The organism is Arthrobacter liuii, from assembly GCF_014639275.1.
Taxonomy (GTDB): Bacteria; Actinomycetota; Actinomycetes; order Actinomycetales; family Micrococcaceae; genus Arthrobacter; species Arthrobacter liuii.
In genome coordinates, this window is record NZ_BMFW01000001.1 from 21,580 (window position 1) to 43,818 (window position 22,239).

Sequence of the window (22,239 nt, forward strand, 5' to 3'; positions counted from 1 at the left end):
GCGGGCAGCATGCTGGTTGCTGACTACCGGGGCGGACCCCGGCAGCTGTGAACTAGTTGGTCTTCTTACCGGCCGGCTTCGGCACTGCCTTGGGGGCAGGGCGGGCAGCAGGCTTCGGTGCAGCAGGCCTGGCGACCGGCTTCGGCGGTGCAGGCACACCGGCCGGCTTGGGCGCAGCCGGAGCGGCCGCTTCCGGCTTGGCGGCAACTGCAGGCTTGGGCGCCGGCGCAGCGGCCTTCGGTGCGGCAGCCTTGGGTGCCGCAGCAGCCTTCGGTGCTTCCTGCTTCGGAGCAGCAGCCTTGGGGGCTTCCTGCTTCGGAGCGGCGGCCTGGGGAGCCTCCTGCTGAGGAGCCTCAGCAGCAGGGACCTCAACGGGTGCCTCGGCCGGTGCGTTATCCGCGGCAGCAGCCTCCGGCTCGGTGGAAACCGTGAAGCCTTCCGGCAGGAGATCCGCCAGTGACTGCGTCATGGGGGTCTGGTCCTGGCCGGATGTGTCAACGCGTCCCGAGGCCTTGGCTTCGTTCTGGGCCTTGGCCTCGGCGCGCTGGGTGGCCCGCCGCGCTTCAGCCTTGGCCTCGGCCTTGTTCTTCAGCGGGCCAACCACCATGACCATGTTCCGGCCGTCAATACGGGGGCTGGACTCCACCACGCCAACTTCGGCGACGTCGTCCGCGAAGCGCTGGAGAAGGCGGATGCCCATCTCCGGACGCTGCTGCTCACGGCCACGGAACTGGATCATGGCCTTGACCTTGTCCCCGGCGCCGAGGAAGCGGAGGGCGTGGCCGCGCTTGGTCTCGTAGTCGTGGGTGTCGATCTTCAGGCGGAAACGGATTTCCTTCAGAACAGTGTTGGTCTGGTTCTTCCGGGCCTCACGTGCCTTGACCGCGGCCTCGTACTTGTACTTGCCGAAGTCCATCAGCTTGCACACCGGAGGCTTCGCCTGAGGTGCAACTTCAACGAGATCAAGGTCGGACTCGGCAGCCAGGCGCAGGGCATCCTCAATACGGACGATTCCTACCTGTTCACCTGCAGGGCCGACCAGCCGCACCTCGGGGACGCGGATACGCTCATTGATTCTTGGCTCGCTAATGTTAAAGCTCCTGTGTTTGTTGTTGTGTCCGGCAAATGAAGAAGGCCCCCAATTGCCGGAGCAATCGAAGGCCTCAGATAGGTTGGCGCAGCAACCCCCTGTGGGGCTGCACGTGCACTGTTCCGGCAGCTGCCGGTCCGTGCCCAACCAGGTACCCGGCAACCTTGCGTCCCCTGCGGGTTCCAAAGGAACGCTTGGGACAACGGCTGACGCGGGTGGGAGAGAACTCCGCTTGCAAACTGCATGCCATTCTACAGAGAAAATTCCCGCCACCGCCGCGAAGCGCTGTTGGGAACCTGATTGTTTGGGACAATCCCTGAAATAACGACATCCAGTCGGTCTGTGTCAAGCTTACCAGTATGAGCACCCCAGACAGTAATTCGTACGTCTTCGAGCCCGGTGATGCGGGCGCGGACGTTTCCCAACAGATCCGGGACATCTCGGAGGTCCCCGCCATTGAGGTCATCACCACGGCCGCAGTCCACCTGATGAGCGCCGCCGCGGTAAAGCTTGGCCTTGCGGCAGAAGACAACGCGGCTGAATTGAAAGACCTGGACGAAGCCCGGAAACTGATCACCGCGCTGGCCGGCCTGGTCACCGCCGCTGCTCCCGAAATCGGGTCCCAGCACGCCGGACCCTTGCGCGACGGCCTGCGCTCCCTCCAACTGGCCTTCCGCGAAGAGTCGCTGATTCCGGACGCACCGGGCAAGGGCCCGGGCGAAAAGTACACCGGGGCAGTCAACTAAGGACGCACTCCCCAAAGCAGTGTCCGACGGCGGGACGGCCCTTTCCAGGTCGTCCCGCCGTCGCGCTTTAACCCGTTTGGAGCCCGCGGCCTGCTTAGGCGGCCGCGCGGCGTCGGCGCTGCTGCAGGGCCAGGCCCACCAGGCACAGCAATACACCCGCTGCGCCGACGGAAACGAAACCGCCGGACGGCCCCATGACGTCGATGAAGATCCCGGCCAGCGGCGAGCCAAGCGCAACGCCTGCGGTCAGTGCCGAGCCATACCAGCCCATGGCCTCCCCGCGCCGCTCCTCCGAGACCAGGTCCGCGACCTTTTCGGAGGCCGCGGAGAGCACGGGAGCGCAGAGCAGGCCCGGCAGGAGTGAGATGAAGGCCAATGTCCAGGTGTCGTGCGCGAAGGCCATGGGCAGGGTCAGCGCGGCCATGCCCAGCAGCAGGATGACAGGCGGGATGGGCCGGTGCATGGCGCCGTAGACCAGTCCGCCCACTACGGAAGCCGCGCACCAGAAGACAAAGACGATCCCGATTTCGCTCTGGTGTCCGCCGGTTTCCAAGGCTGCGACGATGCCGACGTCGGTGCCGCTGAGGACCATTCCAGCGCCGGCGGCCACGGCAAAGAGAGCCGCAACCGTTGCAGTGAACCAGGAAAAGCCACCTGCGAGCCTTTCCCGCCGGCCACCCTCCACAGCTCTGCCGGCTGCCCCCGCATGGGCCAGTTCCGCAGCAGCTTCCTGGAGATGGGCAGGAGCCGTGGAGACGACGGCGACTTCCGCGGCGTGCTGCTCATCCTCTGCGCATTCGACCGTCAGGCCCTCGCTGCGGGTGGGCGGGTTAAACCACATGAGGAACAGCCCGGAGAGGGACGTGGCCACGCCCACCACCGTCAGTCCGGCAACGGTGAACCCGCTGGTGGCCACGACGGCTCCCGCTGCCGGTCCGATCATGAACACCACTTCCGTGGTAATGGCATCCAGGGCAAACGCCGTGCGGCGCTGGTCGCCCTCCGCCAGGACCCCCAGGGACTGCCGGACCACGCTGAAGATGGGCAGCGTGAGCAGGCCGCCCACGAAGACCAAAGGAAGGAGCCACGGGTAGGACACGTGCGGCACGACCGACCAGATCACCGTCTCCGAGATCACGGAGGGGATGAGCGCGGTCCGCAGTCCCACGGTGTCTACGCGCCTGCCCCGCCAGGGAGCGCCCAGGGCGATGCCGATGGTCATCACGGCCGCGGCAGCGCCGGCTGCCGCGTAGCCCTGGCCGAGGGTAAGGACGATGTGCAGGGTCAGCAGCACCCCGGCGGCCGAGTGCGGGATGCGGGCAACCATGCCCACCAGCAACAGCCGGCGGATTGGCCGGATGGCAAGCAACTCCCGGTAGAGAGCGAAATTCACGTGGCGGTCCTTCAAGATGTGCCGCAGCCGTGGCGGGGATCACCCATCCGGCTGCCGGCTAGTCGGGAGCGCGCCTCAGTTTGATTTCAACGGAGTCGACGCGCTCCCCAAACAATACATTCCGCGACCACTCCGCCTGCAGGCCGGCCACCAGTTCCTGGACACCGGCAGCGTCCAGGCCGTCCTCGAGGTACAGCACCACCTGCAGCTCCGGCCCAGCGCCCCCGCCAGGAACAACCGAGCCATCGGCAGCACTGGCGGCCACTCCCCTGCCGGGCAAAAGTTCGATGCTCCTGATGGCCGCAAAGTGGGCAGTGGCGCGGCCCATCTCTTCGGCCAGTTCAGGGTCGTTGTAGGAGGGGATCCAGCCATGCTGCTTGGCCAGTGCCCAGACGCCGGGCCGGCGGACCACGAATGTCACGTCGGCTCCCGGGTCCAGGACCAGGAGTTCGGCGCCTTCGGCGACTGCCGAGAGCGCCGCCCGCGCGGCGTAGACGGCTACGGGCCGGGCCCCGGAATGCCAGGCTGCCAGCGCGGCAGCCGAGGTGAATACAGGGAGCGCGGTCCTTCCGTCGGCTGCCTTCAGGGTCACCAGCGCCATGTCCGCCTGTTTGTCAGCATGCAGCCCGTGGCCGGTTTCCGCCTCTTCGGCCAGTTGCGCCACGATCGGAATGAAGACGCGTGCTGTTGCCAGCGAGGCAACCACTGCCGCTTCGTCGCCGCGCCCCTCACGGAGCGCGGCAACCGCAGCGAGGTAGCCGGCGTCGGCTGTACCGTCGTCGTCCTCGAAGTTGTGGATCTTCGCGTCCTCACCGGTGAGGCTGCGCCCCGCCCACGGCTGTCCCGCGGAGTCCGTGGCACCGCCGGCGCCGGCCAGCGCGGCCGCAATATGTCCGGGCAGTGGGCGGGCCGCCGGGCGCTCCGGCTCGTCGATGTCAGGCATGGGTGGATCTGCCGCCGCGCCTAACGGCGGCCGGCGACGTCGAGGGCTTCGGGCAGTGTAAAGGCTCCGGCATACAGGGCCTTGCCCACGATGGCACCTTCCACACCCAGCGGGACCAGGGAGCGTAGGACCTTCAGGTCGTCCAGGCTGGAGATGCCGCCGGACGCCACCACGGGCTTGCCGGTCTTTTCCACCATCTGGCGGAGGAGTTCAACGTTGGGCCCCTGGAGGGTGCCGTCCTTGGTCACGTCCGTCACCACATAGCGGGAGCAGCCGGCCTCTTCGAGCCTGCCCAGCACGTCCCAGAGGTCGCCGCCTTCCTTGGTCCAGCCGCGGCCTGCGAGGGTGGTTCCGCGGACGTCGAGGCCGACGGCGATCTTGTCGCCGAAGCGCTCTATGGCCCGGCGGGTCCAGTCGGGGTTCTCCAGCGCGGCCGTTCCGAGGTTGACCCGGGTGACGCCCAGGGCAAGCGCTGCCTCCAGGGTCTCGTCATCACGAAGGCCGCCGGAGAGCTCCACCTTGATGTCCAGCCGCCCCACCACGTCTCGGAGCAGGTCGGCGTTGGAGCCGCGGCCGAACGCTGCGTCAAGGTCGACCAGGTGTACCCATTCGGCGCCCTGCTGCTGCCAGTTCAGTGCCGCTTCGAGCGGGGTGCCGTAGCTGGTCTCGCTGCCCGCCTCACCCTGGACCAGCCGGACGGCCTGGCCGTTGACGACGTCGACGGCTGGCAGCAGTTCAAGTACCGGCAGGTCATGTGCGGTGGTCATACTCATCCTCCGTGGTGGTTCTTTGGTTCGGGGCAAAGGCGGGGGTGGTCCAAGGCGTTCCGGACGGCATAGCGGAGCGCCGCCCACTGGCGGTCAGTTGGCAGGCAGCGCGAGCAGGTACGCGGCGACCAGCGACATGGCGGCCAGCACGTAGAAGGCCACCTGCGTCCAGAGGGGCTTGCGCTGCTGCCGGAACGAGATGCCGCCGCCTATCAATATTCCGGCAAGGCCCATCAGGAGTACGGACCACATCTAGGCGTCACTGCCGGCGCCGGCCGCTGCCCCGGGTTCACTTCCGGCTGGCTTGCGCAGGCCTTCCACCCAGTTTCGCAGGAGCCGCGCACCGGCATCGCCGGACTTCTCGGGGTGGAACTGGGTTGCGCAGAGCGGGCCGTTTTCGACGGCGGCGATGAACGGACCGCCGTGCTCGGACCAGGTGACCAGGGGCGGCGCCATCCGTGGCTGGATGACGTCGAAGTTCCATTCCTGCACGCCGTACGAGTGCACGAAGTAGAACCGTTCATTCTCGACGCCGGCAAAGAGTTTGGAGCCTTCCGGCACCTTGACCGTGTTCCAGCCCATGTGCGGAACCACCTCCGCGGGGAGGGCCTCCACCTTGCCGGGCCACTCGCCAATGCCCTCGGCTTCGGTGCCGTGTTCCACACCGGCCTCGAACAGGACCTGAAGGCCCACGCAGATGCCCAGCACCGGACGTCCGCCTGCAACGCGCCTGCCGATGAGCCTGATCCCGTCCACGGCCTTGAGTTCGCGCATCACGGTCTCGAAGGCACCCACGCCGGGCACCACCAGGCCGTCTGCGTTGAGCACGTCCTCCGGCTTGGAGCTCAGGATGACTTCTGCGCCGGCACGTTCCAGTGCGCGCACAGCCGACCTGACGTTCCCGGAGCCGTAGTCCAGCACGGTCACCGTAGGCTTGCCCTCCGGTGAAGGAAGTTTTCGTGACGCTGTGGGATCGATGATGGCGCCGTCCTTGAGGACCTGCCCGCTCACAGCGCACCCTTGGTGGAGGGGATGCCCTCCACGCGAGGATCGGGTTCGACGGCGGCGCGCAGGGCGCGTGCGAAGGCTTTGAACTGTGCCTCGACGATGTGGTGCGGGTCCCGGCCTGCCAGGACGTTCATGTGCAGGCAGATGCCGGCGTGCAGCGTTATGGCTTCGAAGACGTGGCGGGTCAGGGACCCGGTGAAGTGGCCGCCGATCAGGTGGTACTCCTGGCCGGCCGGCTCACCGCCGTGCACCAGGTATGGGCGGCCGGACACGTCCACCACGGCGTTGGCCAGGGCCTCGTCCAGCGGCACTGTGGCCTCGCCGAACCGGCGGATCCCCGCCTTGTTGCCCAGGGCAGTCCGCAGGACCTCGCCGAACGTGATGGCCACGTCCTCCACCGTGTGGTGGACATCGATATGGGTGTCTCCGGTGGCCTTGACCGTCATATCGATCAGGGAGTGCTTGCACAGTGCAGTAAGCATGTGGTCATAGAACGGCACGGAGGTATCGATGTCCGAAACGCCGGTTCCATCGAGGTTGATCTCCACGAGTACGGAGGACTCGCTGGTGGCTCGCTCCATGCGTGCGGTCCGGGCCGCAGCCGTATTCGATCCGGTTGTACTCATGGTGAAGGATCCTTAGTGGGAGAAGAAGTGGTTCAAGGCGTCCAGCGCCGCACTATCAAGTCTAGGCGGGAAGCGCGGCCTGGCCCGCAAGGATGCGTTCCAGGGCGGTCAGGAATGACGTGGTTTCCGCCTCAGTGCCTGCCGTGACCCTTAGGTGTCCGGGAATACCCACGTCACGGATGAGCACCCCGGCGTCCAGCAGCTCCTGCCATACCTGGTGGGGATTTTCGAGGCCGCCAAAGAACACGTAGTTGGAGTCCGACGCGGCAGGCTTGAGGCCCATCCTGGTCAGTTCAGCCACGATCCGGTCCCGCTGCGTCTTGATGTCCTGGACATCGGCCATCAGCGATTCACGGTGTTCCAGGGCTGCCAGGGCGGTCGCCTGGGTGATCGCGGACAGGTGGTAGGGGAGGCGCACAAGCCTCAGGGCGTCGGTAACTTCCGGCGCTGCGGCCATGTAGCCGAGCCGGGCGCCCGCCAGGGCGAAGGCCTTGCTCATGGTGCGGGAAACGATCAACCTCTCCCGGCCGGGCAGCAGGGTCAGTGCACTGGGCGTACCGTCATGGGCGAACTCGTGGTACGCCTCGTCGACGATCACGATGGTTTGGCTGTCCGCCCCGGCCTCATACACAGCCTCCACAACGTCCAGCCCAAGTCCCGTCCCCGTGGGGTTGTTGGGCGAGCAGAGAAACACGATGTTGGGCTGCAACTCCCTGACCTGGCGTGCAGCTGACGTTGCGCTCAGGTCGTAGCCTTCCGCGCGTTCCCCCGTGATGTACCGCGTGTCCGTTCCGCTGGCAAGCAGGGGATACATGGAGTACGTGGGCGGAAAGCCCAGGGCGGTGCGGCCGGGGCCGCCAAAGGCCTGCAGAATCTGCTGCAGGACTTCATTGGAACCGTTCGCTGCCCAAAGGTTGGTTTCATCGAGACCGTGCCCCAGGTACTCGGCCAAGGCTTTCCGCAGTGCGGTGAACTCCCGGTCCGGATAGCGGTTGAGCCCTGCAGCGGCCTCAGTAACTGCTGCGCTGATGGCCGCGCGTACGTCCGCAGGAACACCATGGGTGTTCTCATTGACGTTCAGGAGGATGGGGACGTCCAGTTGGGGCGCCCCGTAAGGGGTCAGCCCCCGAAGGTTGCTGCGGAGGGGAAGCCGGTTCAGACGTTCTAGCTGGTCGTTCACCTGAACAGTTTAGTTGCCGCGGCAACTACCCAAAAATGTGACAAGTTCTGTTCGCCATCGGCATGCCTTGCCATGAGGCAGTTTTCGCCAAGACCGCTCCCCGCACTGGGCCGGTCCCGGCAGCCTGCTCAGTGCGTGGGGACGAAGAGCTGCTGGCCCGGAAGCACGGTTGCAGCGGGGAGGTTGTTGAGCTGGACGATGTCCGCCACCACGTCCCGCGCATCCCGGTCCGAAGCCACAGCGCCCGCGATGGTCCACAGCGACTGGCCGGCCTGCACCGTCACCGTAACCGTTGGCGTCACTGCAAGATCGGCGGCGGAATCCGAGGCCTTCGCCGGCGAGTTGAAAAGTCCGGACAGCGACAGCAGGAAAACGGCGAGGAGTACGACCGGAACTCCGATCAGGACGATCCGACCCCGGCGGGTCAACCGAAGCGGCGCCGACGGCGGTGCAGCCGCTGCCGGACCGAACGTGCTGCCCCGTTCCGCCTTGGCCGCCCGTTGCTTTGAGGGTACGTGGTGTCCCGTTGACTCCCGCCGGCCACGTGCGGACACGCGCTTCGAAGGGTTACCTCGCTTCAGGGAAACGGGTTCCGACGGTGAAACCTGGTGAAGAGATAAAGCTGACATGAACTAAGCCCTCCTGGACCTGCCGTGCTGCCCGGGTGTCCGCCCGCCGCTGCCCCTGTCACTCACACCGTGTCCGGAACTTCTTCCGGCCACGCCTTCGAATGGGGCATCCACAGGTTAGAACACATGTTCGAACTTTGCTTGTTAAGTTTTAGCACCTATCAACGAACAATGTCGAGACTCGCTAGAACAAATGTTTGAAAAAGCGATGTGGCTGGCCTAGCTTTGAAACCAAAGAACAACCACCAGTGAAGTTGAACAGCAGGGTCTGACAATGACAGTGGGAGTCTTCCCGGCGGCACTGTGAACAGTGGCTTGCGGGAGATCCGGCGGCAAGCGAAAGGCATTGGCGAATATGGCAGCAGCAGCCGCCGGGGGCAGGACCGCCCCGCAACCCAAGAGGACCGCCAAGGGCCTGACCCCCCGGCAAAAGAAAATCCTCGAGACAATCCAGCGGTCGGTCAATGAGAACGGCTACCCGCCCTCCATGCGCGAGATTGGCGACACGGTGGGCCTCGCAAGCCTGTCCAGCGTGACCCACCAGCTCTCCCAGCTGGAGAAGCTGGGCTATCTTCGGCGCGATCCAAAACGGCCGCGCGCCATGGAAGTGCTCACGCCCCTGACGCTTGACGGCGGCGGCAAAGCCTCGGGCACCTCTCCTGCGCCGCAGGCCGCGGGCGGCGGCGCCACGGTTACAGAACTGCCCACGGCACTTGATACGGCCATGGTTCCGCTGGTCGGCCGGATTGCTGCCGGCGGTCCCATCCTCGCTGAGCAGCTCGTGGAAGACATCATGCCGCTTCCCCGCCAACTGGTCGGGCAGGGCGAACTGTTCATGCTCAGGGTGGCCGGCGACTCCATGGTGGACGCCGCCATATGCGACGGAGACTGGGTGGTGGTGCGCCGCCAGGCGGACGCTGCGAACGGTGACATCGTCGCTGCACTGCTGGACGATGAAGCAACCGTCAAAACCTTCCGCCAGCGCGACGGCCACACCTGGCTGCTCCCCCAAAACACGCAGTACGAACCGATCCTGGGAGACCACGCCACCATCATGGGCAAGGTCGTCTCAGTCCTGCGTTCCCTCTGACCGGCCTTTCACACGGCTGGCTTCCACGGGTATACCCGGACTGATCCCGCAGCTTCCCCGGTTATTGGGAAGCGTCAGCACCCAGCCTGGCGAGGGCGGCCAGCGCCTTGCTGCGGTCGGTGGTGGCCCAGAACGGCGGCAGGGCCCCGCGGAGGAAACCGGCATAGCGTTCGGTCGCCAACCGCGAATCCAGTACGGCCACGACGCCCTTGTCTCCCGTCGACCTGATCAGCCGGCCCGCGCCCTGGGCCAGCCGGATCGCAGCGTGGGTGGCTGAAACGGACATGAAGCCATTCCCGCCCGCCTGCGCCACTGCCCGCGAACGCGCCGTCATCAGTGGGTCGTCCGGCCGCGGGAACGGAATGCGGTCAATCACCACCAGCCGGCAGGAGCCTCCCGGAACGTCAACCCCCTGCCACAGGGACATGGTTCCGAAGAGGCATGTGTCCGGTTCATCGGCGAACTGCTTGACCAGGCCGGTCATGGTCGATTCACCCTGGCAAAGGACCGTCACATCGAGCTTGGGCCGGAGGGCGTCGGCAGCCTCTTCGGCAGCCCGCCGCGAGGAGAACAGGCAGAGGGCTCCCCCACCCGAGGCCTTGATCAGTGCTTCCAATTCCTCCAGCGCTTCCGGGGAAACACCACGGCCGGGCTTGGGCAGGTGGCCGGCAATGTAGAGGATGCCCTGTTTGGGATAGTCGAAAGGCGAGCCTACGTCCACCCCCGTCCAGCTGGGCGCACCGTCGCCGCCAAGGCCCAGTCCGCCGGCCGCGGGTTCGAAAGCCGAGCCAATGGCCAGGGTAGCGGAGGTCAGCACCACCGTATGCCCGGCGAAGAGCCCTTCCCGCAGCCTGCCGGCCACGGACAGCGGTGCGACGTTGATCAGCACCGGCGCATTGTCATCGGGCTGGGAGTAGCCCTGGCCGGGGTCGAACGTGCTGGCGCGGGAAAACCACACCACTTCCCGGTTTTCACGGGCGGCGATCAGCCGCTCGCACAGTTCCAGGATGAGCATGAGGCGGGACCGGGCCAGCTGCCGCCCGCCGTCGGCCGTGGTGTTGCTGTCCCCCTTGGAATCGGAGAGCGCTGCCCGGCACGCCTCACGCAACTGGTCCACGCAGTCCAGCTGTTCGTCGTTCAAGCCGTTGGGCAGCAGTCCGTTCTGCGCCCCGGCGAGGGCCAGTTCAAGGTTGGCAGCTGCGGAGTTCAGGGCATCAACGGTGATGGCCGTATGTTTCCGGGCGCCGGAAGCGGCAGCATGGATCATGGCCACGGACAACTGCCCGGACACGGCTCCAGTGACCCGGTCCTGCAGTTCGTGCGCTTCGTCCACTACCACGACGTCGTATTCCGGCAGGACCGCGAGTCCCTCGAAGGCACTGACGGCAAGCATGGCGTGGTTGGTCACCACGACGTCGGCCTCGGCCGCGTCCTGCCGGGCGAGCTCGCTGAAACACTCGGCGGCCATAGGGCATTTTTGGGCCCCGAGGCACTCCATGGACGTCACGGAAACCTGGCGCCAGGCACGGTCGGTCACGCCCGGCAGGAGCTCGTCCCGGTCGCCGGTGGCTGTTGTCTCCGCCCACTCGCGGAGCCGCACCACTTCCTTGCCAAGCTGCGAGGAGGGCCCGCCAACAGCAGCTGCGAAGTGCGGCACGCTGGTGTCCTCGCCCAGGAAGAAGAGCTGGCCTTCGGACGGCTCTTCGGAGGGGAACCCGCCCTCGAGCTTGTGGCGGCAGACGTAGTTGGACCGGCCCTTGACCAGGGCAACCTTGACCGGCCGTTCCAGGGCCGGGGTGATGTTTTTCAGGAGCCGGGGCAGGTCCCTGCCCACAATCTGGGTCTGCAGTGCCAACGTGGCCGTAGAGACCAGCGCGGGCTTGTTGCTTTCCAGCGCATGGGCGATGAGCGGCACCAGGTAGGCCAGCGACTTACCGGTGCCGGTGCCTGCCTGCACCAACAGATGATTGCCCGTTTCGATGGCACGGGCCACCTGCTTGGCCATTTCGTGTTGTCCGGTGCGGCTTTGTCCGCCCATGCCGGCGACGGCGCGGTCGAGCAGTTCAATAACGAACTGCTCGCCCGCCGTCTGCGCAGCTTCGCCGGCGGCGGGGTCAGTCATTGACGACGAATGGTTCCAGTTCGGACGCCAGGCCCTCCCGGACCATCACTGCAGCCCTGGTACCGGCCTCAACATGGTCCAAGCTGAGGATTTCGGCATCGGACTCATGGAGCTTGCTGATCAGGTCTCCGCGGTCGTACGGAATGAGCAGCTCCATCTTGACGGAGGGCCGCGGGATGGACTCGCTGATGACCTTCAGCAGGTCCGGGATGCCCTCCCCCGTCCGGGCCGAGACCACCACGTGCCGCGGCTCGCGCTGCTTCAGCCGCTCCACCACGAAGGGGTCGGCCGCATCGGCCTTGTTCAGCACTATGATCTCGGGCACCTTGCGGGCATCGACTTCGCTGAAGACCTTCCGGACCGCAGCGATCTGTCCTTCGGGATCGGGGTGCGAAACGTCTACCACGTGCAGGATCAGGTCCGAGTCCGCCACCTCCTCAAGGGTTGAGCGGAAGGCTTCCACCAGCTGGGTGGGCAGCGACCGGACGAACCCGACGGTGTCTGCCAGGGTGTACCCCAGGCCGTCCGCGGTTTCCGCCTTGCGGACGGTGGGATCCAGGGTGGCGAACAGCGCGTTCTCCACGAGGACCCCGGCGTCGGTAAGCCGGTTGAGCAACGAGGACTTGCCGGCGTTGGTGTACCCGGCAATTGCCACGGAGGGCACTTCATTACGACGGCGGTTGGCCCGCTTGGTCTCCCGTGCTGGCTTCATCGCGGCGATTTCGCGCCGCAGCTTGGCCATGCGCGTACGGATCCGGCGCCGGTCCAGCTCAATCTTTGTCTCACCGGGGCCACGGGAGCCCATACCGGCAGCAGCGCCGCCCACCTGGCCACCCGCCTGGCGGGACATCGACTCACCCCAACCGCGGAGGCGGGGAAGCAGGTATTCCAGCTGCGCCAGCTCCACCTGGGCCTTGCCTTCGCGGCTCTTGGCGTGCTGGGCGAAGATGTCCAGGATCAGGGCCGTCCGGTCGATGACCTTGACCTTGACGATGTCTTCAAGGCCACGGCGCTGGGAAGGTGCCAGTTCGGCGTCCACAACCACAGTGTCAGCGCCCGTGGACGCGACAATGTCCTTGAGCTCAAGCGCCTTGCCGGAGCCCAGGAAGGTGCCGGGGTCCGGCTTGTCACGGCGCTGGACCAGCCCGTCGAGGACCTCTGAACCGGCAGTCTCGGCCAGGGCGGCGAGCTCGCGCAGGGAGTTTTCGGCATCGGCAAGGGTTCCCTCGGACCAAAGCCCCGCCAGGACAACGCGCTCCAGGCGCAGCTGGCGGTATTCAACTTCGGTGACGTCTTCGAGTTCGGTGGACAGGCCTGCCCTGCGTCGCAGGGCGCGGCGCTCCTCGAGGTCCTGCTGGTCGCCGTCGTACGTTGAGTGTTCTTCGTCAAGGCGGGAAATGGCCTGCGCCTTGCCGAGCACGGCTTTTCCGCTGGCGCCGCCATCACCACCGGACGTGCTGACATCCTTGGCCGGTACGTCCTTGGCGAGGATCCGGTCGATGACAGCCTGGATCTCCTGCGGACTCATGGCCTGGGCGGCTGGATCGGAACCGGTGTTGGGCTGGCTGGTCATGGTCTCCTTTGAAGATTCGGCAATTCCAGAATAGTGCTGATTGGCTGGAAGGTGGAAAGTATTCGCGCTGGGCTGACGGCCTGCGGTCATGCAGTTCTCCTGGTTGTTTCGCCGCCGGCTGCGATGCCGGGGCCGGGGATGCCGCGTCAGGACGGCGGCAGGGCGGAAAAGGGCCGGAGACATGGCGGGAAGTGCAGCAGGGGGCTGACTTTCGAGTACTGTCCGGCTACCGGGAAGACCGAATGGTCCGGCCGGTGCACAAGCGGAAGGTGTGGAAACCTGCGTCGCTGCGGGACGGGCTGTCACTGGTGGACAGGCTGCGGACGGGCGTGGCCCGTGCCGGCTACTCAAAGATCAGGAACATGCGTTCCAGCGTATCAGAGGGCCTCCTGCACGGTTTCCCTTTACGCTGCCAGGGGAACTACTCTGGCCAATTATGGAGTCCGCACACTATTTCAGCACGTCCCCCGCCGGCCCCTTTACCCGTAAGCCCCTGACGGTGGACTTGGCCGGTCAGACGCGCAGGCTCCAGACCTCTTCGGGCATCTTCAGCCCGGACGGGATCGATAAGGGCACCGCGGTGCTCCTGGCCGAAGTTCCGGCCCCGCACCCCCAGGGCAACCTGTTGGATATTGGGTGCGGATGGGGCCCCGTGGCGCTCACCATGGCGCTGCTGGCCCCCCAGTCAAAGGTCTACGCCGTGGACGTCAATGAACGCTGCATCGCCCTGACCAACGAAAACGCGGCTGCACTGGGACTGTCCAATGTCGTCGCCAGCACGCCGGAGGCAGTGGACGCCGACGTTCGCTTCGACACCATCTGGTCCAACCCGCCCATCAGGATCGGCAAGGACGAGCTGCATGCCCTGCTCAAGCTGTGGCTGCCGCGCCTGGCAGATGGCGGCACGGCGTGGCTGGTGGTACAGAAGAACCTGGGTTCTGATTCCCTTCAGCGCTGGCTGGTGGCCGAACTGGACAGCTCCTTCACCGTGACCCGCGAGTCCACGTCAAAGTCCTTCCGCGTCCTGAAAGTCAGGAAAGCGTCCCGCTCGCCACAATGACGGCAGGGCCGCTGAGTTCCACATGCTCATGCCCGCCGGGGCCGGCGAAGAACTTCACGCCCACCACTCCTCCGGGAACGTGGACACGCCAGGCATCAGGGGCTTCCGCACCGGCCCAGTGCCGGATGGCGACGGCGGCAGCACAGGCACCCGTTCCGCAGGACTGGGTCTCCCCCACACCACGCTCGTGGACCCGCATGGTCACGGAGCCGACCCCGCCATGGACCAGCGGCTCCGCGGGAACAACGAATTCGACGTTGGTCCCGTTCACCGGTACCGGGTTGACTTTCGGCACTGTGAAGAGCCGGGTACCGGCGAGCTCCCCAAGTTCAGCGAGGGCCACCACCGTGTGCGGATTGCCCATGCTCACGGAGAGGGCCGGCCTGGGAACTTCCAGCCCGTCGGCAGTTACAAGGGAATCCATGGCCTTGGCGCTGGCTTCCCCAGGGAATATGAACTCCCAGGGTCCCATGTCCACCGCATAACCGTCCCCGGTACGGACCACGGTCTTGACCCCGCCGCGGGTGCCGATGGTGAGCGATCCGCCGTCGGGCAGGTCGATCAGGCCCTCGGCCCGCAGGAAGTGGACGAAAACCCTGACCCCGTTGCCGCACATCTCTGAGAGCGAGCCGTCGGCATTGCGGTAATCCATGAACCATTCCGCGTCCGGGGCACCGGCGAGCAGTTCCCGGCCCTCGGGCAGGAAACGTGACGGGACGGCCCTGATCAGGCCATCGGCTCCGATCCCGCGGTGCCGGTCGCAGAGCGCGGCTGCCTGGCCCGCACCGATGGCGTGGTTCCCCTCCGGATCGGCCACCAGGACGAAGTCATTGCCGGTGCCGTGCCCCTTGGAAAAGCGGAGTCCGCTCAGCGTGCTCAGGGCGGGCTCGGTGGTTTCCGTGGGGTTATCATTCATGGTCCCAAGCGTAGCGGCGGATGATCCCGGTGCCGAAACCGCGGCTACCGGCACAACTGCGCGGCCCTGCCAACGAGCTCAGGATCCCGCCAGTCCAGCCAGCCGATACGGGGGTCGGCGCGGAACCAGGTCAGCTGGCGGCGGGCAAACTGCCGGGTGGCCGCGATGGTCTCCGCCTCGGCGTCTTCAACGGTTGACTCACCGTCGATAACCCGCAGGAACTGGGAATAGCCGAGTGCCCGGGACGCAGTTTTGCCCCGGCGCAGGCCCCGGGCGTCGAGCAGCCGGACCTCGTCCAGCAATCCGTCGTCCACCATCCGGTGCACCCGTGCTGCCAGCCGCTCCCGCAGGACCTCCCGGTCCACGCTGAGGCCCACCTGGACCGCCGGCTGGTAGTACTCGCGGCGGGGCATGAAGGAGCTGAATGGCCGGCCGGTTAGCTCCTGGACCTCCAGCGCACGGATGATCCGCCGGGCATCCGAGACCCTGCCAGCAGATACGGGATCCACCGCTTCGAGCCTGGCCAGCAGGGCCTCGGTGCCACATTCGGCGTGCTCCGCCTCCAGCCGCGCACGCAGCCCGGGGTCCGTGCCGGGGAACTCCAGCACGTCCAGCGCTGCGCGCACGTACAGCCCGGAGCCGCCGGCCAGGATGGCGCGCTTGCCGCGGGCATGGATGGCATCGATGGTTGCGCGGGCCTGGTGCTGGAAGTCCGAAACACTGGCTTCCTGGGTCACGTCCAGGATGTCGAGGAGGTGGTGCGGCACTCCCTTGCGCTCGGCCATCGTGATTTTGGCGGTGCCGATGTCCATGCCGCGGTAGAACTGCATGGCGTCGGCGTTGACCACCTCGCCGTCCAGTTCGAGGGCGAGGTTGACTGCGAGGTCGGACTTGCCGGAGCCGGTGGGGCCCACGACGGCGATGACGGGCGGGGCAGCCACCTGTCAGCGGGTGCGCAGGGGCAGTGAGGGCATGCCGAGCGAGACGCCCTTCCGACCCCCTCCGGAACCGGGGGCCGGCGCTCCGCAGGAGGCGGCCTGGGACCGGTCCCATGCGTCCCCCGCCCGTGACCGCCGCAGGCTGTAGTCCTCCAGCGTTGGATCGGCCACCAGGTGGAATGCCGCGGCTTCTGTGATGGTGACGGTGACGAGGTCGCCCGGCCGCGGTGCGGGTGCGCCCTCCGGGACGGAGAAGTGGACCAGCCGCTGGTCCTGGGAGCGGCCGGACAGACGGTGGGTTTCTTCCGACTTCCGCCCCGACTGGGCCGTAACCATGACCTCGAGCCTGCGGCCGAGTTGCTTCCGGTTTTCCTCCGCGGCGATCCTGTCCTGCAGGGCGGTGAGGCGTTCGAAGCGTTCCTGCACCACAGCTTTTGGCAGCTGCTGGGGCAGGTCGGCGGCGGGTGTGCCGGGGCGCTTTGAATACTGGAATGTGAAGGCCGTGGCAAAGCGGGACTTCTCCACCACGTCAAGTGTTGCCTGGAAATCCTCTTCCGTTTCGCCCGGGAACCCCACGATGATGTCCGTGGAAATGGCTGCGTGCGGGATTTTCTCCCGGACCTTGTCGAGAATGCCCAGGAATTTGGTGGACCGGTAGGAGCGCTTCATGGCCCGGAGGATGGTGTCCGAACCGGACTGCAGCGGCATGTGGAGCTGCGGCATCACGTTGTGTGTCTCTGCCATGGCGTCGATGACGTCATCGGTGAAGGCCGCCGGGTGCGGGCTGGTGAACCGGACGCGTTCCAGCCCCTCGATATCGCCGCAGGCACGCAGGAGCTTGGAGAAGGCCTGGCGGTCCCCGAATTCCACCCCGTAGGAGTTGACGTTCTGGCCGAGCAGGGTGACTTCGATGGCACCGTCGTCCACGAGTGCCTGGATCTCGGCGAGGATGTCGCCGGGCCGGCGGTCTTTTTCCTTGCCGCGGAGCGCCGGCACGATGCAGAAAGTGCAGGTGTTGTTGCAGCCGACGGAGATGGATACCCACCCGGAGTAGACAGAGTCGCGTTTCGTGGGGAGCGTGGAGGGGAAGACATCCAGTGATTCCAGGATCTCCAGCTGCGCTTCGTTGTTGTGCCGTGCCCGGTCCAGGAGTGCGGGCAGGGCCCCGACGTTGTGGGTACCGAACACGGCGTCCACCCATGGCGCCTTCTTGAGGATGGTTTCGCGGTCTTTTTGCGCCAGGCAGCCGCCTACGGCGATCTGCATGCCGGGGTTGGCTGCCTTGACGGGGGCCAGGATGCCGAGGTTTCCGTACAGCTTGTTGTCGGCGTTTTCCCGGACGGCGCAGGTGTTGAACACCACGACGTCGGCCTGCTCGCCCTCCGCCGGAACGTAGCCGGCGTCCTCAAGCATGCCGGCCATCCGCTCCGAGTCGTGCACGTTCATCTGGCAGCCAAAGGTCCGCACCTGGTAGGTGCGGGGCTGCGGGCCACCGGATTGCGGGTCGGCCCCGCCTTCAGCGGAAGTCGTGGCGCCGGAACGGGGGAAAGGAATGGTCAAACTCACCCGTTAAGGGTACCGGCTTTGCGGCGTGCCGCCGTCGGGATCCTGCAGGGAATCGAGGACGTCGCTGACGATCCGGAACGCCTGGGAGGGCTGATAACCCTTTCGTGCCAGCATGGACGCCAGCCGCCGGACGGTCTTTTCACGTTCCCCCGGAACGGACACATCCGTCCCGGGCCGCAGCTTGCGCTCAACCAGTGTGCGTGCGGCGGCTTCCTCGTCGGCGTCTGTCAGTTGTTCCAGGGCTGAAGCAGCGGTTTCCTGGTCAATGCCTTTTTCCGCGAGTTCGCGCCGAAGAGCGCCCTTGGCAAGTTTGCGGGACTGGGCTCGGCTCCTGACCCACATGTCCGCAAACTCGGCGTCGTTGATCAGGCGGGCTTCCTGGAACTTATCCAGCACCGCTTCGGCGACGTGTTCCGGAATGTTCCGCTCCGCCAGCTTCCGGGCAAGCTGCAGCCGGCTTTTGGGCGATGCCGTGAGCTGCCGGTACACGATGGCTTGGGCAAGCGTGAAAGGATCCGGTTCGGCGTCCGCGGCCTGCTGGTCCGCAGGCACGGCGAAGCCGTCCGACGGCCCCGGTGAAGGGCTGCCGGAACGGGCCCGCCGTGAACGTGGTCCGGTCCGTGATCCAGTCAAGGGCTAGAACCCGTCGACGGCTTTCAGCTTTGGTGTGTCCTTGGACTCATCCTCGGCAGGCTTTACCCCGACGCCAAGCTTCTCCTTGATGAGGCGCTCCAGTTCCGCGGCGAGCTCGGGGTTGTCGCGGAGGAACCGGCGCGAATTCTCCATGCCCTGGCCCAACTGGTCACCGTCGTAGGTGAACCAGGAGCCCGACTTCTTGATGATGCCGTGCTCCACGCCCATGTCGATGATCCCGCCTTCGCGGGAGATGCCCTGGCCGTAGATGATGTCGAACTCGGCGACCTTGAAGGGCGGAGCCATCTTGTTCTTGACGATCTTGGCCTTGGTCCGGTTGCCGACGGAATCGGCGCCCTCCTTGAGGGTCTGGATCCGTCGGACGTCGATGCGGACCGACGCGTAGAACTTCAAGGCCTTGCCACCGGTGGTGGTTTCGGGGGAACCGAAGAAGACACCGATCTTTTCACGGAGCTGGTTGATGAAGATGGCCGTGGTCTTGGTCTGGCTCAGGCGGCCGGTGATCTTACGCAGGGCCTGGCTCATGAGCCGCGCCTGGAGACCCACGTGACTGTCGCCCATATCGCCTTCGATTTCGGCGCGCGGCACAAGGGCGGCAACGGAGTCGATGACGACGACGTCCAGCGAACCGGAGCCCACCAGCATGTCCATGATCTCCAGGGCCTGCTCACCGGTATCCGGCTGCGAGACGAGGAGGGCATCGGTGTCCACGCCCAGCTTGGCGGCGTAGTCCGGGTCCAGGGCGTGCTCGGCGTCGATGAAGGCGGCGATACCGCCGGCGCGCTGGGCATTCGCCACAGCGTGCAGGGCAACGGTGGTCTTACCCGAGGATTCAGGACCGTAGATCTCGATGACGCGGCCGCGCGGAAGCCCGCCAATACCGAGGGCGACGTCCAGTGCGATGGAGCCGGTGGGGATGACTTCGATCGGGGCGCGGACTTCGTCGCCCAGGCGCATGACCGAGCCCTTGCCGAACTGCTTGTCAATCTGGGCAAGCGCTGCTTCCAGCGCTTTTGCACGATCCGGGGCTGCCGCCATGGTTGACACCTCTAATGCTTTCTCGATGGTGGCCTTCGCGGCCGTTGTATTGGTCATCTCTGACGCTAAGGGGACCCACTGACATTCCGGCCGGAGGACAACGCCTATGTGGATAAACCCGATAGAAAAAGCATAGCGTTATCCGAACAGGTATTCGAAGAGTGGCGCGCCTCCGGCGTGTCAGGCGGCAGGCGCCACCCGCCGGCTCAACCGGCTTTTGGGGCCGCTGTTAGTCACGGCGTGGGGCGATATCGCGGCCAAGGCGCCGTTCCGCAGGTACGTCCTGGACATCGCAGACCGCAAGCCAGACCTTGCGCGGCTCAATGCCCGCCGCAAGGGCCTGGTCAGCGGTGCGCCCACCTACGCCCGCAAGGACCAGCGTGCTGCTCAGCACGCGGGAGTACCCCGCGCCGAACTCGTCATCCATGAGACGCCAGTAGTCGCTGATTCGCATCGGTAAATCCTCTCATGATCGTGGACCCTAGAATTGTTGCCATGAGCAACTCCCCGGATCTCCCGCAGCAAGACGCAGGCAAAGATGCCGCCGATAGCGCGCTGCAGAATGTCGAACACCAGATCAGCCTCTTTTGGCGGCGGGCCCGGGCCATCTCCAACCAGCTCTCACGCCAGGTCCACCCCGACATGGAACCTGCCGCGTATGGTCTGCTGACGGTTATCCGCCGGGAAGGACCCATCCGGCTCACCGAGCTTGCCATGAACATCGGGGTGGGCAAGCCGTCGGTCAGCCGGCAGATTGCCTTCCTGGAAAGCCTGGGGCTGGTATCCAAGGAGGCGGATCCGTTGGACCGCCGGGCGCAGTCCATCCGGCTGACGCCGAAGGGCGAAGAGAAGATGCACCAGGTCCAGGACGCCCGGCGCCAGGTCTTCCAGGAGCGGCTGCGCGAGTGGCCGGTGGAGGACCTGCAGGAGCTTGCCCGCTACATGGCCAAATTGAACTCCACCTATGAGCGTGACGGGTTCCCCAGGGAAGCCGCCGGCGCATCCCAGGCAGAGGACGCATAGGCGGCCGGGACACAGGCCCCGGGTCCCCGGCCGCACGGCGGAACGGGGAGCCCGGACAAAAGCAGGAAGCCCCCGGCCTGGCCGGGGGCTTCCTGCTTATCCAAGGCCCACCTACGGGTGGGGGCTGCCTTTACCGGGCGCCGGAGAGAAGGCCTGTGGAGAGTTCGTCGTTCAGCTCAGAGTTGAGGTCCCGTTCCAGGTCACGGCCGTAACGCTGGGAGAATTCCTGCGGAACGGTGTCCGGAACTGCGACGCCTTCGGCTACTGCCACGCGGTCGCTGACCTCACGGAGCATGCTTGACAGCGGAACATCCAGTGCCGAGCAGATTGAGGACAGAAGCTCCGACGATGCTTCCTTCTGGCCGCGCTCCACTTCGCTGAGGTATCCCAGGGAGACACGGGCGCTGTGCGAAACTTCACGGAGCGTGCGCCCCTGACGCTGGCGGACATCGCGCAGGACATCACCAATTTCGTGACGAAGTACTACCATCTTGCGCTCCTTCTGTTCGCTCTTAGCCTGTTCGGCGAGGCCCACATCCTTCCAGCGGACAACGCCGTTCACGGATACGGGCTGCTTTACCATCTGTATCGCCTTGCTCCCTCATTGGTCAGGTCCGCCGCCGGCGAACCATCGTGGTCATTTCATCCTAGGCGCCTCCGCTCACCGGAAGCGACACAATGTAATAACTAATCGGTACCGGCTTTTGTTCCCGCCAACTTTACGCTCGGTAACTTCGTGGACCACTTAGGTCAGGCGGACAAGGCCTCAAGGAGCCTTTCAAGGGCGGCCCCGCAGGCAGCGGCACGGATGTCAGGCCTGCTGCCCGTAAAGGAATATTCGAAACCTGCGGTTCCGGCGACTGTGGCAATCCCGACGTAGACCCGCCCCACGGGCTTGCCGTCGTGGGCATCGGGACCTGCCACACCGGTGGTGGAAAGTCCGACGTCGGCGCCAAGGACCGTCCGCGCCCCGGCTGCCATGGCCCGGGCGACGTCCGGGTCGACGGAGCCCACACGGGCCAGCAGATCGGTGGGGACGTGCAGCACCGCGTCCTTCACGGAGTTCTGGTAAGCCACCACCCCACCCTGCAGCATGCCTGATGCGCCGGGCGTGTCGGCCAGGATTGCTGACACCATCCCGGCCGTCAGCGACTCGGCGGTAGCAACGGTCTGCCCGGACTCAAGCGCCGCGCGTACGGCCTGCGCGGCCAAATGGTGGAGGTTGCTCACGCCTCTTCCTGTCCTTGTGCGGTTCCTGCCTGCCGCTTGCCCTCTGCCCGAAGGCGCAGGGCCAGCACAACATATTCGACGCCGGTCCACAGCGTGATCACCACGGCAGCCATCATGACCGCGAACGCGACCCAGGACATCCAGGGCGCGAACGCCGCCAACGGCAGGAGGTAGAGGAAGATCGCCGCAGTTTGCACAACGGTCTTGAGCTTGCCGCCGCGGGAGGCGGGGATGACCCCGTAGCGGATCACGAAGAAGCGCAGGGCGGTGATCCCCCATTCCCGCACCAGGATCACGATGGTTGCCCACCAGGGCAGTTCGCCCAGCAGGGACAGCATCACCAGCGCGGAGCCGGTGAGGAGTTTGTCCGCGATGGGGTCGGCGATCTTGCCGAAGTCCGTGACGAGGTTCCGGCTCCTGGCGATGTCGCCGTCGAGCTTGTCCGTGTAGATGGCGACGGCGAACACCACCACCGCCGCCCAGCGCCACGGCCCCGAGACGCTGTGCAGCCCGGGCGCGTCCGCCACGAGGCACCACACGAAAAACGGGACCAGCGCGATGCGGATCATGGTCAGGACATTGGGAAGGTTCCAGACCCCGGCACGGCCCTGGCCGGCGGCGGTTGCATCGGTGCTAGTCACGTTTCT

The 22,239-nt window shown here is 66.1% G+C and carries 24 protein-coding genes; 4 read left to right on the plus strand and 20 right to left on the minus strand.

Going from position 1 to position 22,239, the window contains the following annotated elements; all coding sequences use genetic code 11:
• Positions 1 to 52 precede the first annotated feature (52 nt).
• Positions 53 to 1,090 (minus strand): translation initiation factor IF-3, encoded by a 1,038-nt coding sequence (gene infC / locus IEW19_RS00110; protein ID WP_188569990.1) that lies wholly within the window; start codon positions 1,088 to 1,090, stop codon positions 53 to 55.
• 359 nt (positions 1,091 to 1,449) lie between these two features.
• Between infC and IEW19_RS00115 the strand changes: the two genes are divergently transcribed.
• Complete coding sequence (locus tag IEW19_RS00115; RefSeq protein WP_056338291.1) at positions 1,450 to 1,836, plus strand: DUF1844 domain-containing protein; 387 nt, start codon at positions 1,450 to 1,452, stop codon at positions 1,834 to 1,836.
• A gap of 94 nt (positions 1,837 to 1,930) precedes the next feature.
• Here IEW19_RS00115 and IEW19_RS00120 read toward each other — a convergent pair whose 3' ends face one another.
• From IEW19_RS00120 to IEW19_RS00155, 8 genes are all read right to left on the minus strand, one after another.
• A complete protein-coding gene (locus IEW19_RS00120) occupies positions 1,931 to 3,229 on the minus strand; it encodes an MFS transporter (RefSeq protein WP_188569674.1) in 1,299 nt (432 codons plus the stop codon).
• A 58-nt stretch (positions 3,230 to 3,287) separates the two neighbouring features.
• Positions 3,288 to 4,172 carry an SseB family protein gene (locus IEW19_RS00125; protein WP_188569675.1) on the minus strand — a complete coding sequence of 295 codons (885 nt, stop codon included), beginning with the start codon at positions 4,170 to 4,172 and terminating at the stop codon, positions 3,288 to 3,290.
• Positions 4,173 to 4,192: 20 nt separating this feature from the next.
• The gene (gene priA, locus IEW19_RS00130) at positions 4,193 to 4,939 is read right to left on the minus strand and encodes a bifunctional 1-(5-phosphoribosyl)-5-((5-phosphoribosylamino)methylideneamino)imidazole-4-carboxamide isomerase/phosphoribosylanthranilate isomerase PriA (protein WP_188569676.1); all 747 of its coding nucleotides are present in this window, start codon (positions 4,937 to 4,939) and stop codon (positions 4,193 to 4,195) included.
• A 93-nt stretch (positions 4,940 to 5,032) separates the two neighbouring features.
• Positions 5,033 to 5,191 carry a CG2302 family histidine operon protein gene (locus IEW19_RS00135; protein WP_188569677.1) on the minus strand — a complete coding sequence of 53 codons (159 nt, stop codon included), beginning with the start codon at positions 5,189 to 5,191 and terminating at the stop codon, positions 5,033 to 5,035.
• Positions 5,192 to 5,950: an imidazole glycerol phosphate synthase subunit HisH gene (hisH, locus tag IEW19_RS00140; protein ID WP_188569678.1), complete on the minus strand. Its 759-nt coding sequence runs from the start codon at positions 5,948 to 5,950 to the stop codon at positions 5,192 to 5,194.
• Positions 5,947 to 6,573, minus strand: coding sequence for an imidazoleglycerol-phosphate dehydratase HisB (gene hisB, locus IEW19_RS00145; protein ID WP_188569679.1), 627 nt, complete (start codon positions 6,571 to 6,573; stop codon positions 5,947 to 5,949). The genes hisH and hisB overlap by 4 nt, the downstream gene beginning before the upstream one ends.
• Positions 6,574 to 6,634: 61 nt before the next feature.
• The gene (locus IEW19_RS00150) at positions 6,635 to 7,753 is read right to left on the minus strand and encodes a histidinol-phosphate transaminase (protein ID WP_188569680.1); all 1,119 of its coding nucleotides are present in this window, start codon (positions 7,751 to 7,753) and stop codon (positions 6,635 to 6,637) included.
• Between the two features lie 128 nt (positions 7,754 to 7,881).
• Complete coding sequence (locus tag IEW19_RS00155) at positions 7,882 to 8,181, minus strand: LysM peptidoglycan-binding domain-containing protein (protein WP_188569991.1); 300 nt, start codon at positions 8,179 to 8,181, stop codon at positions 7,882 to 7,884.
• A 556-nt stretch (positions 8,182 to 8,737) separates the two neighbouring features.
• Here IEW19_RS00155 and lexA point away from each other — a divergent pair.
• Entirely contained in the window at positions 8,738 to 9,472 is a 735-nt protein-coding gene (gene lexA, locus IEW19_RS00160; protein WP_188569681.1) for a transcriptional repressor LexA, read from the plus strand.
• A gap of 61 nt (positions 9,473 to 9,533) precedes the next feature.
• Here the strand turns inward: lexA and IEW19_RS00165 are convergent, their stop codons facing one another.
• Together IEW19_RS00165 and hflX are read right to left on the minus strand one after the other, a co-directional pair.
• Complete coding sequence (locus IEW19_RS00165) at positions 9,534 to 11,594, minus strand: ATP-dependent DNA helicase (RefSeq protein ID WP_188569682.1); 2,061 nt, start codon at positions 11,592 to 11,594, stop codon at positions 9,534 to 9,536.
• The gene (gene hflX, locus IEW19_RS00170) at positions 11,587 to 13,167 is read right to left on the minus strand and encodes a GTPase HflX (RefSeq protein ID WP_188569683.1); all 1,581 of its coding nucleotides are present in this window, start codon (positions 13,165 to 13,167) and stop codon (positions 11,587 to 11,589) included. The genes IEW19_RS00165 and hflX overlap by 8 nt, the downstream gene beginning before the upstream one ends.
• A gap of 436 nt (positions 13,168 to 13,603) precedes the next feature.
• On the opposite strand from hflX, the gene IEW19_RS00175 reads away from it, so the two are divergent.
• Positions 13,604 to 14,227 (plus strand): class I SAM-dependent methyltransferase, encoded by a 624-nt coding sequence (locus IEW19_RS00175; protein WP_188569684.1) that lies wholly within the window; start codon positions 13,604 to 13,606, stop codon positions 14,225 to 14,227.
• Here the strand turns inward: IEW19_RS00175 and dapF are convergent.
• The 6 genes from dapF to IEW19_RS00205 form a co-directional block, all read right to left on the minus strand.
• Positions 14,199 to 15,143, minus strand: coding sequence for a diaminopimelate epimerase (gene dapF, locus IEW19_RS00180; RefSeq protein ID WP_188569685.1), 945 nt, complete (start codon positions 15,141 to 15,143; stop codon positions 14,199 to 14,201). The two genes, IEW19_RS00175 and dapF, sit on opposite strands and share 29 nt — an antisense overlap.
• Before the next feature lie 44 nt (positions 15,144 to 15,187).
• Positions 15,188 to 16,084 (minus strand): tRNA (adenosine(37)-N6)-dimethylallyltransferase MiaA, encoded by an 897-nt coding sequence (gene miaA, locus IEW19_RS00185; protein WP_188569686.1) that lies wholly within the window; start codon positions 16,082 to 16,084, stop codon positions 15,188 to 15,190.
• Positions 16,085 to 16,087: 3 nt separating this feature from the next.
• A complete protein-coding gene (miaB, locus tag IEW19_RS00190; RefSeq protein WP_188569687.1) occupies positions 16,088 to 17,647 on the minus strand; it encodes a tRNA (N6-isopentenyl adenosine(37)-C2)-methylthiotransferase MiaB in 1,560 nt (519 codons plus the stop codon).
• A 3-nt stretch (positions 17,648 to 17,650) separates the two neighbouring features.
• Entirely contained in the window at positions 17,651 to 18,199 is a 549-nt protein-coding gene (locus IEW19_RS00195) for a regulatory protein RecX (protein WP_188569688.1), read from the minus strand.
• Positions 18,200 to 18,283: 84 nt separating this feature from the next.
• Positions 18,284 to 19,339, minus strand: coding sequence for a recombinase RecA (gene recA, locus IEW19_RS00200; RefSeq protein ID WP_188569992.1), 1,056 nt, complete (start codon positions 19,337 to 19,339; stop codon positions 18,284 to 18,286).
• Between the two features lie 229 nt (positions 19,340 to 19,568).
• Complete coding sequence (locus IEW19_RS00205; RefSeq protein ID WP_188569689.1) at positions 19,569 to 19,793, minus strand: DUF3046 domain-containing protein; 225 nt, start codon at positions 19,791 to 19,793, stop codon at positions 19,569 to 19,571.
• Between the two features lie 41 nt (positions 19,794 to 19,834).
• Between IEW19_RS00205 and IEW19_RS00210 the strand changes: the two genes are divergently transcribed.
• Positions 19,835 to 20,362 carry a MarR family winged helix-turn-helix transcriptional regulator gene (locus IEW19_RS00210; RefSeq protein WP_188569690.1) on the plus strand — a complete coding sequence of 176 codons (528 nt, stop codon included), beginning with the start codon at positions 19,835 to 19,837 and terminating at the stop codon, positions 20,360 to 20,362.
• Between the two features lie 130 nt (positions 20,363 to 20,492).
• On the opposite strand, the gene IEW19_RS00215 is transcribed toward IEW19_RS00210, so the two are convergent.
• The 3 genes from IEW19_RS00215 to pgsA form a co-directional block, all read right to left on the minus strand.
• Complete coding sequence (locus tag IEW19_RS00215; protein ID WP_188569691.1) at positions 20,493 to 20,945, minus strand: helix-turn-helix domain-containing protein; 453 nt, start codon at positions 20,943 to 20,945, stop codon at positions 20,493 to 20,495.
• 167 nt (positions 20,946 to 21,112) lie between these two features.
• Positions 21,113 to 21,592 (minus strand): CinA family protein, encoded by a 480-nt coding sequence (locus IEW19_RS00220; protein ID WP_188569692.1) that lies wholly within the window; start codon positions 21,590 to 21,592, stop codon positions 21,113 to 21,115.
• A complete protein-coding gene (gene pgsA, locus IEW19_RS00225) occupies positions 21,589 to 22,233 on the minus strand; it encodes a CDP-diacylglycerol--glycerol-3-phosphate 3-phosphatidyltransferase (RefSeq protein WP_188569693.1) in 645 nt (214 codons plus the stop codon). Before pgsA ends, IEW19_RS00220 begins: the two co-directional genes overlap by 4 nt.
• Positions 22,234 to 22,239: the final 6 nt, after the last annotated feature.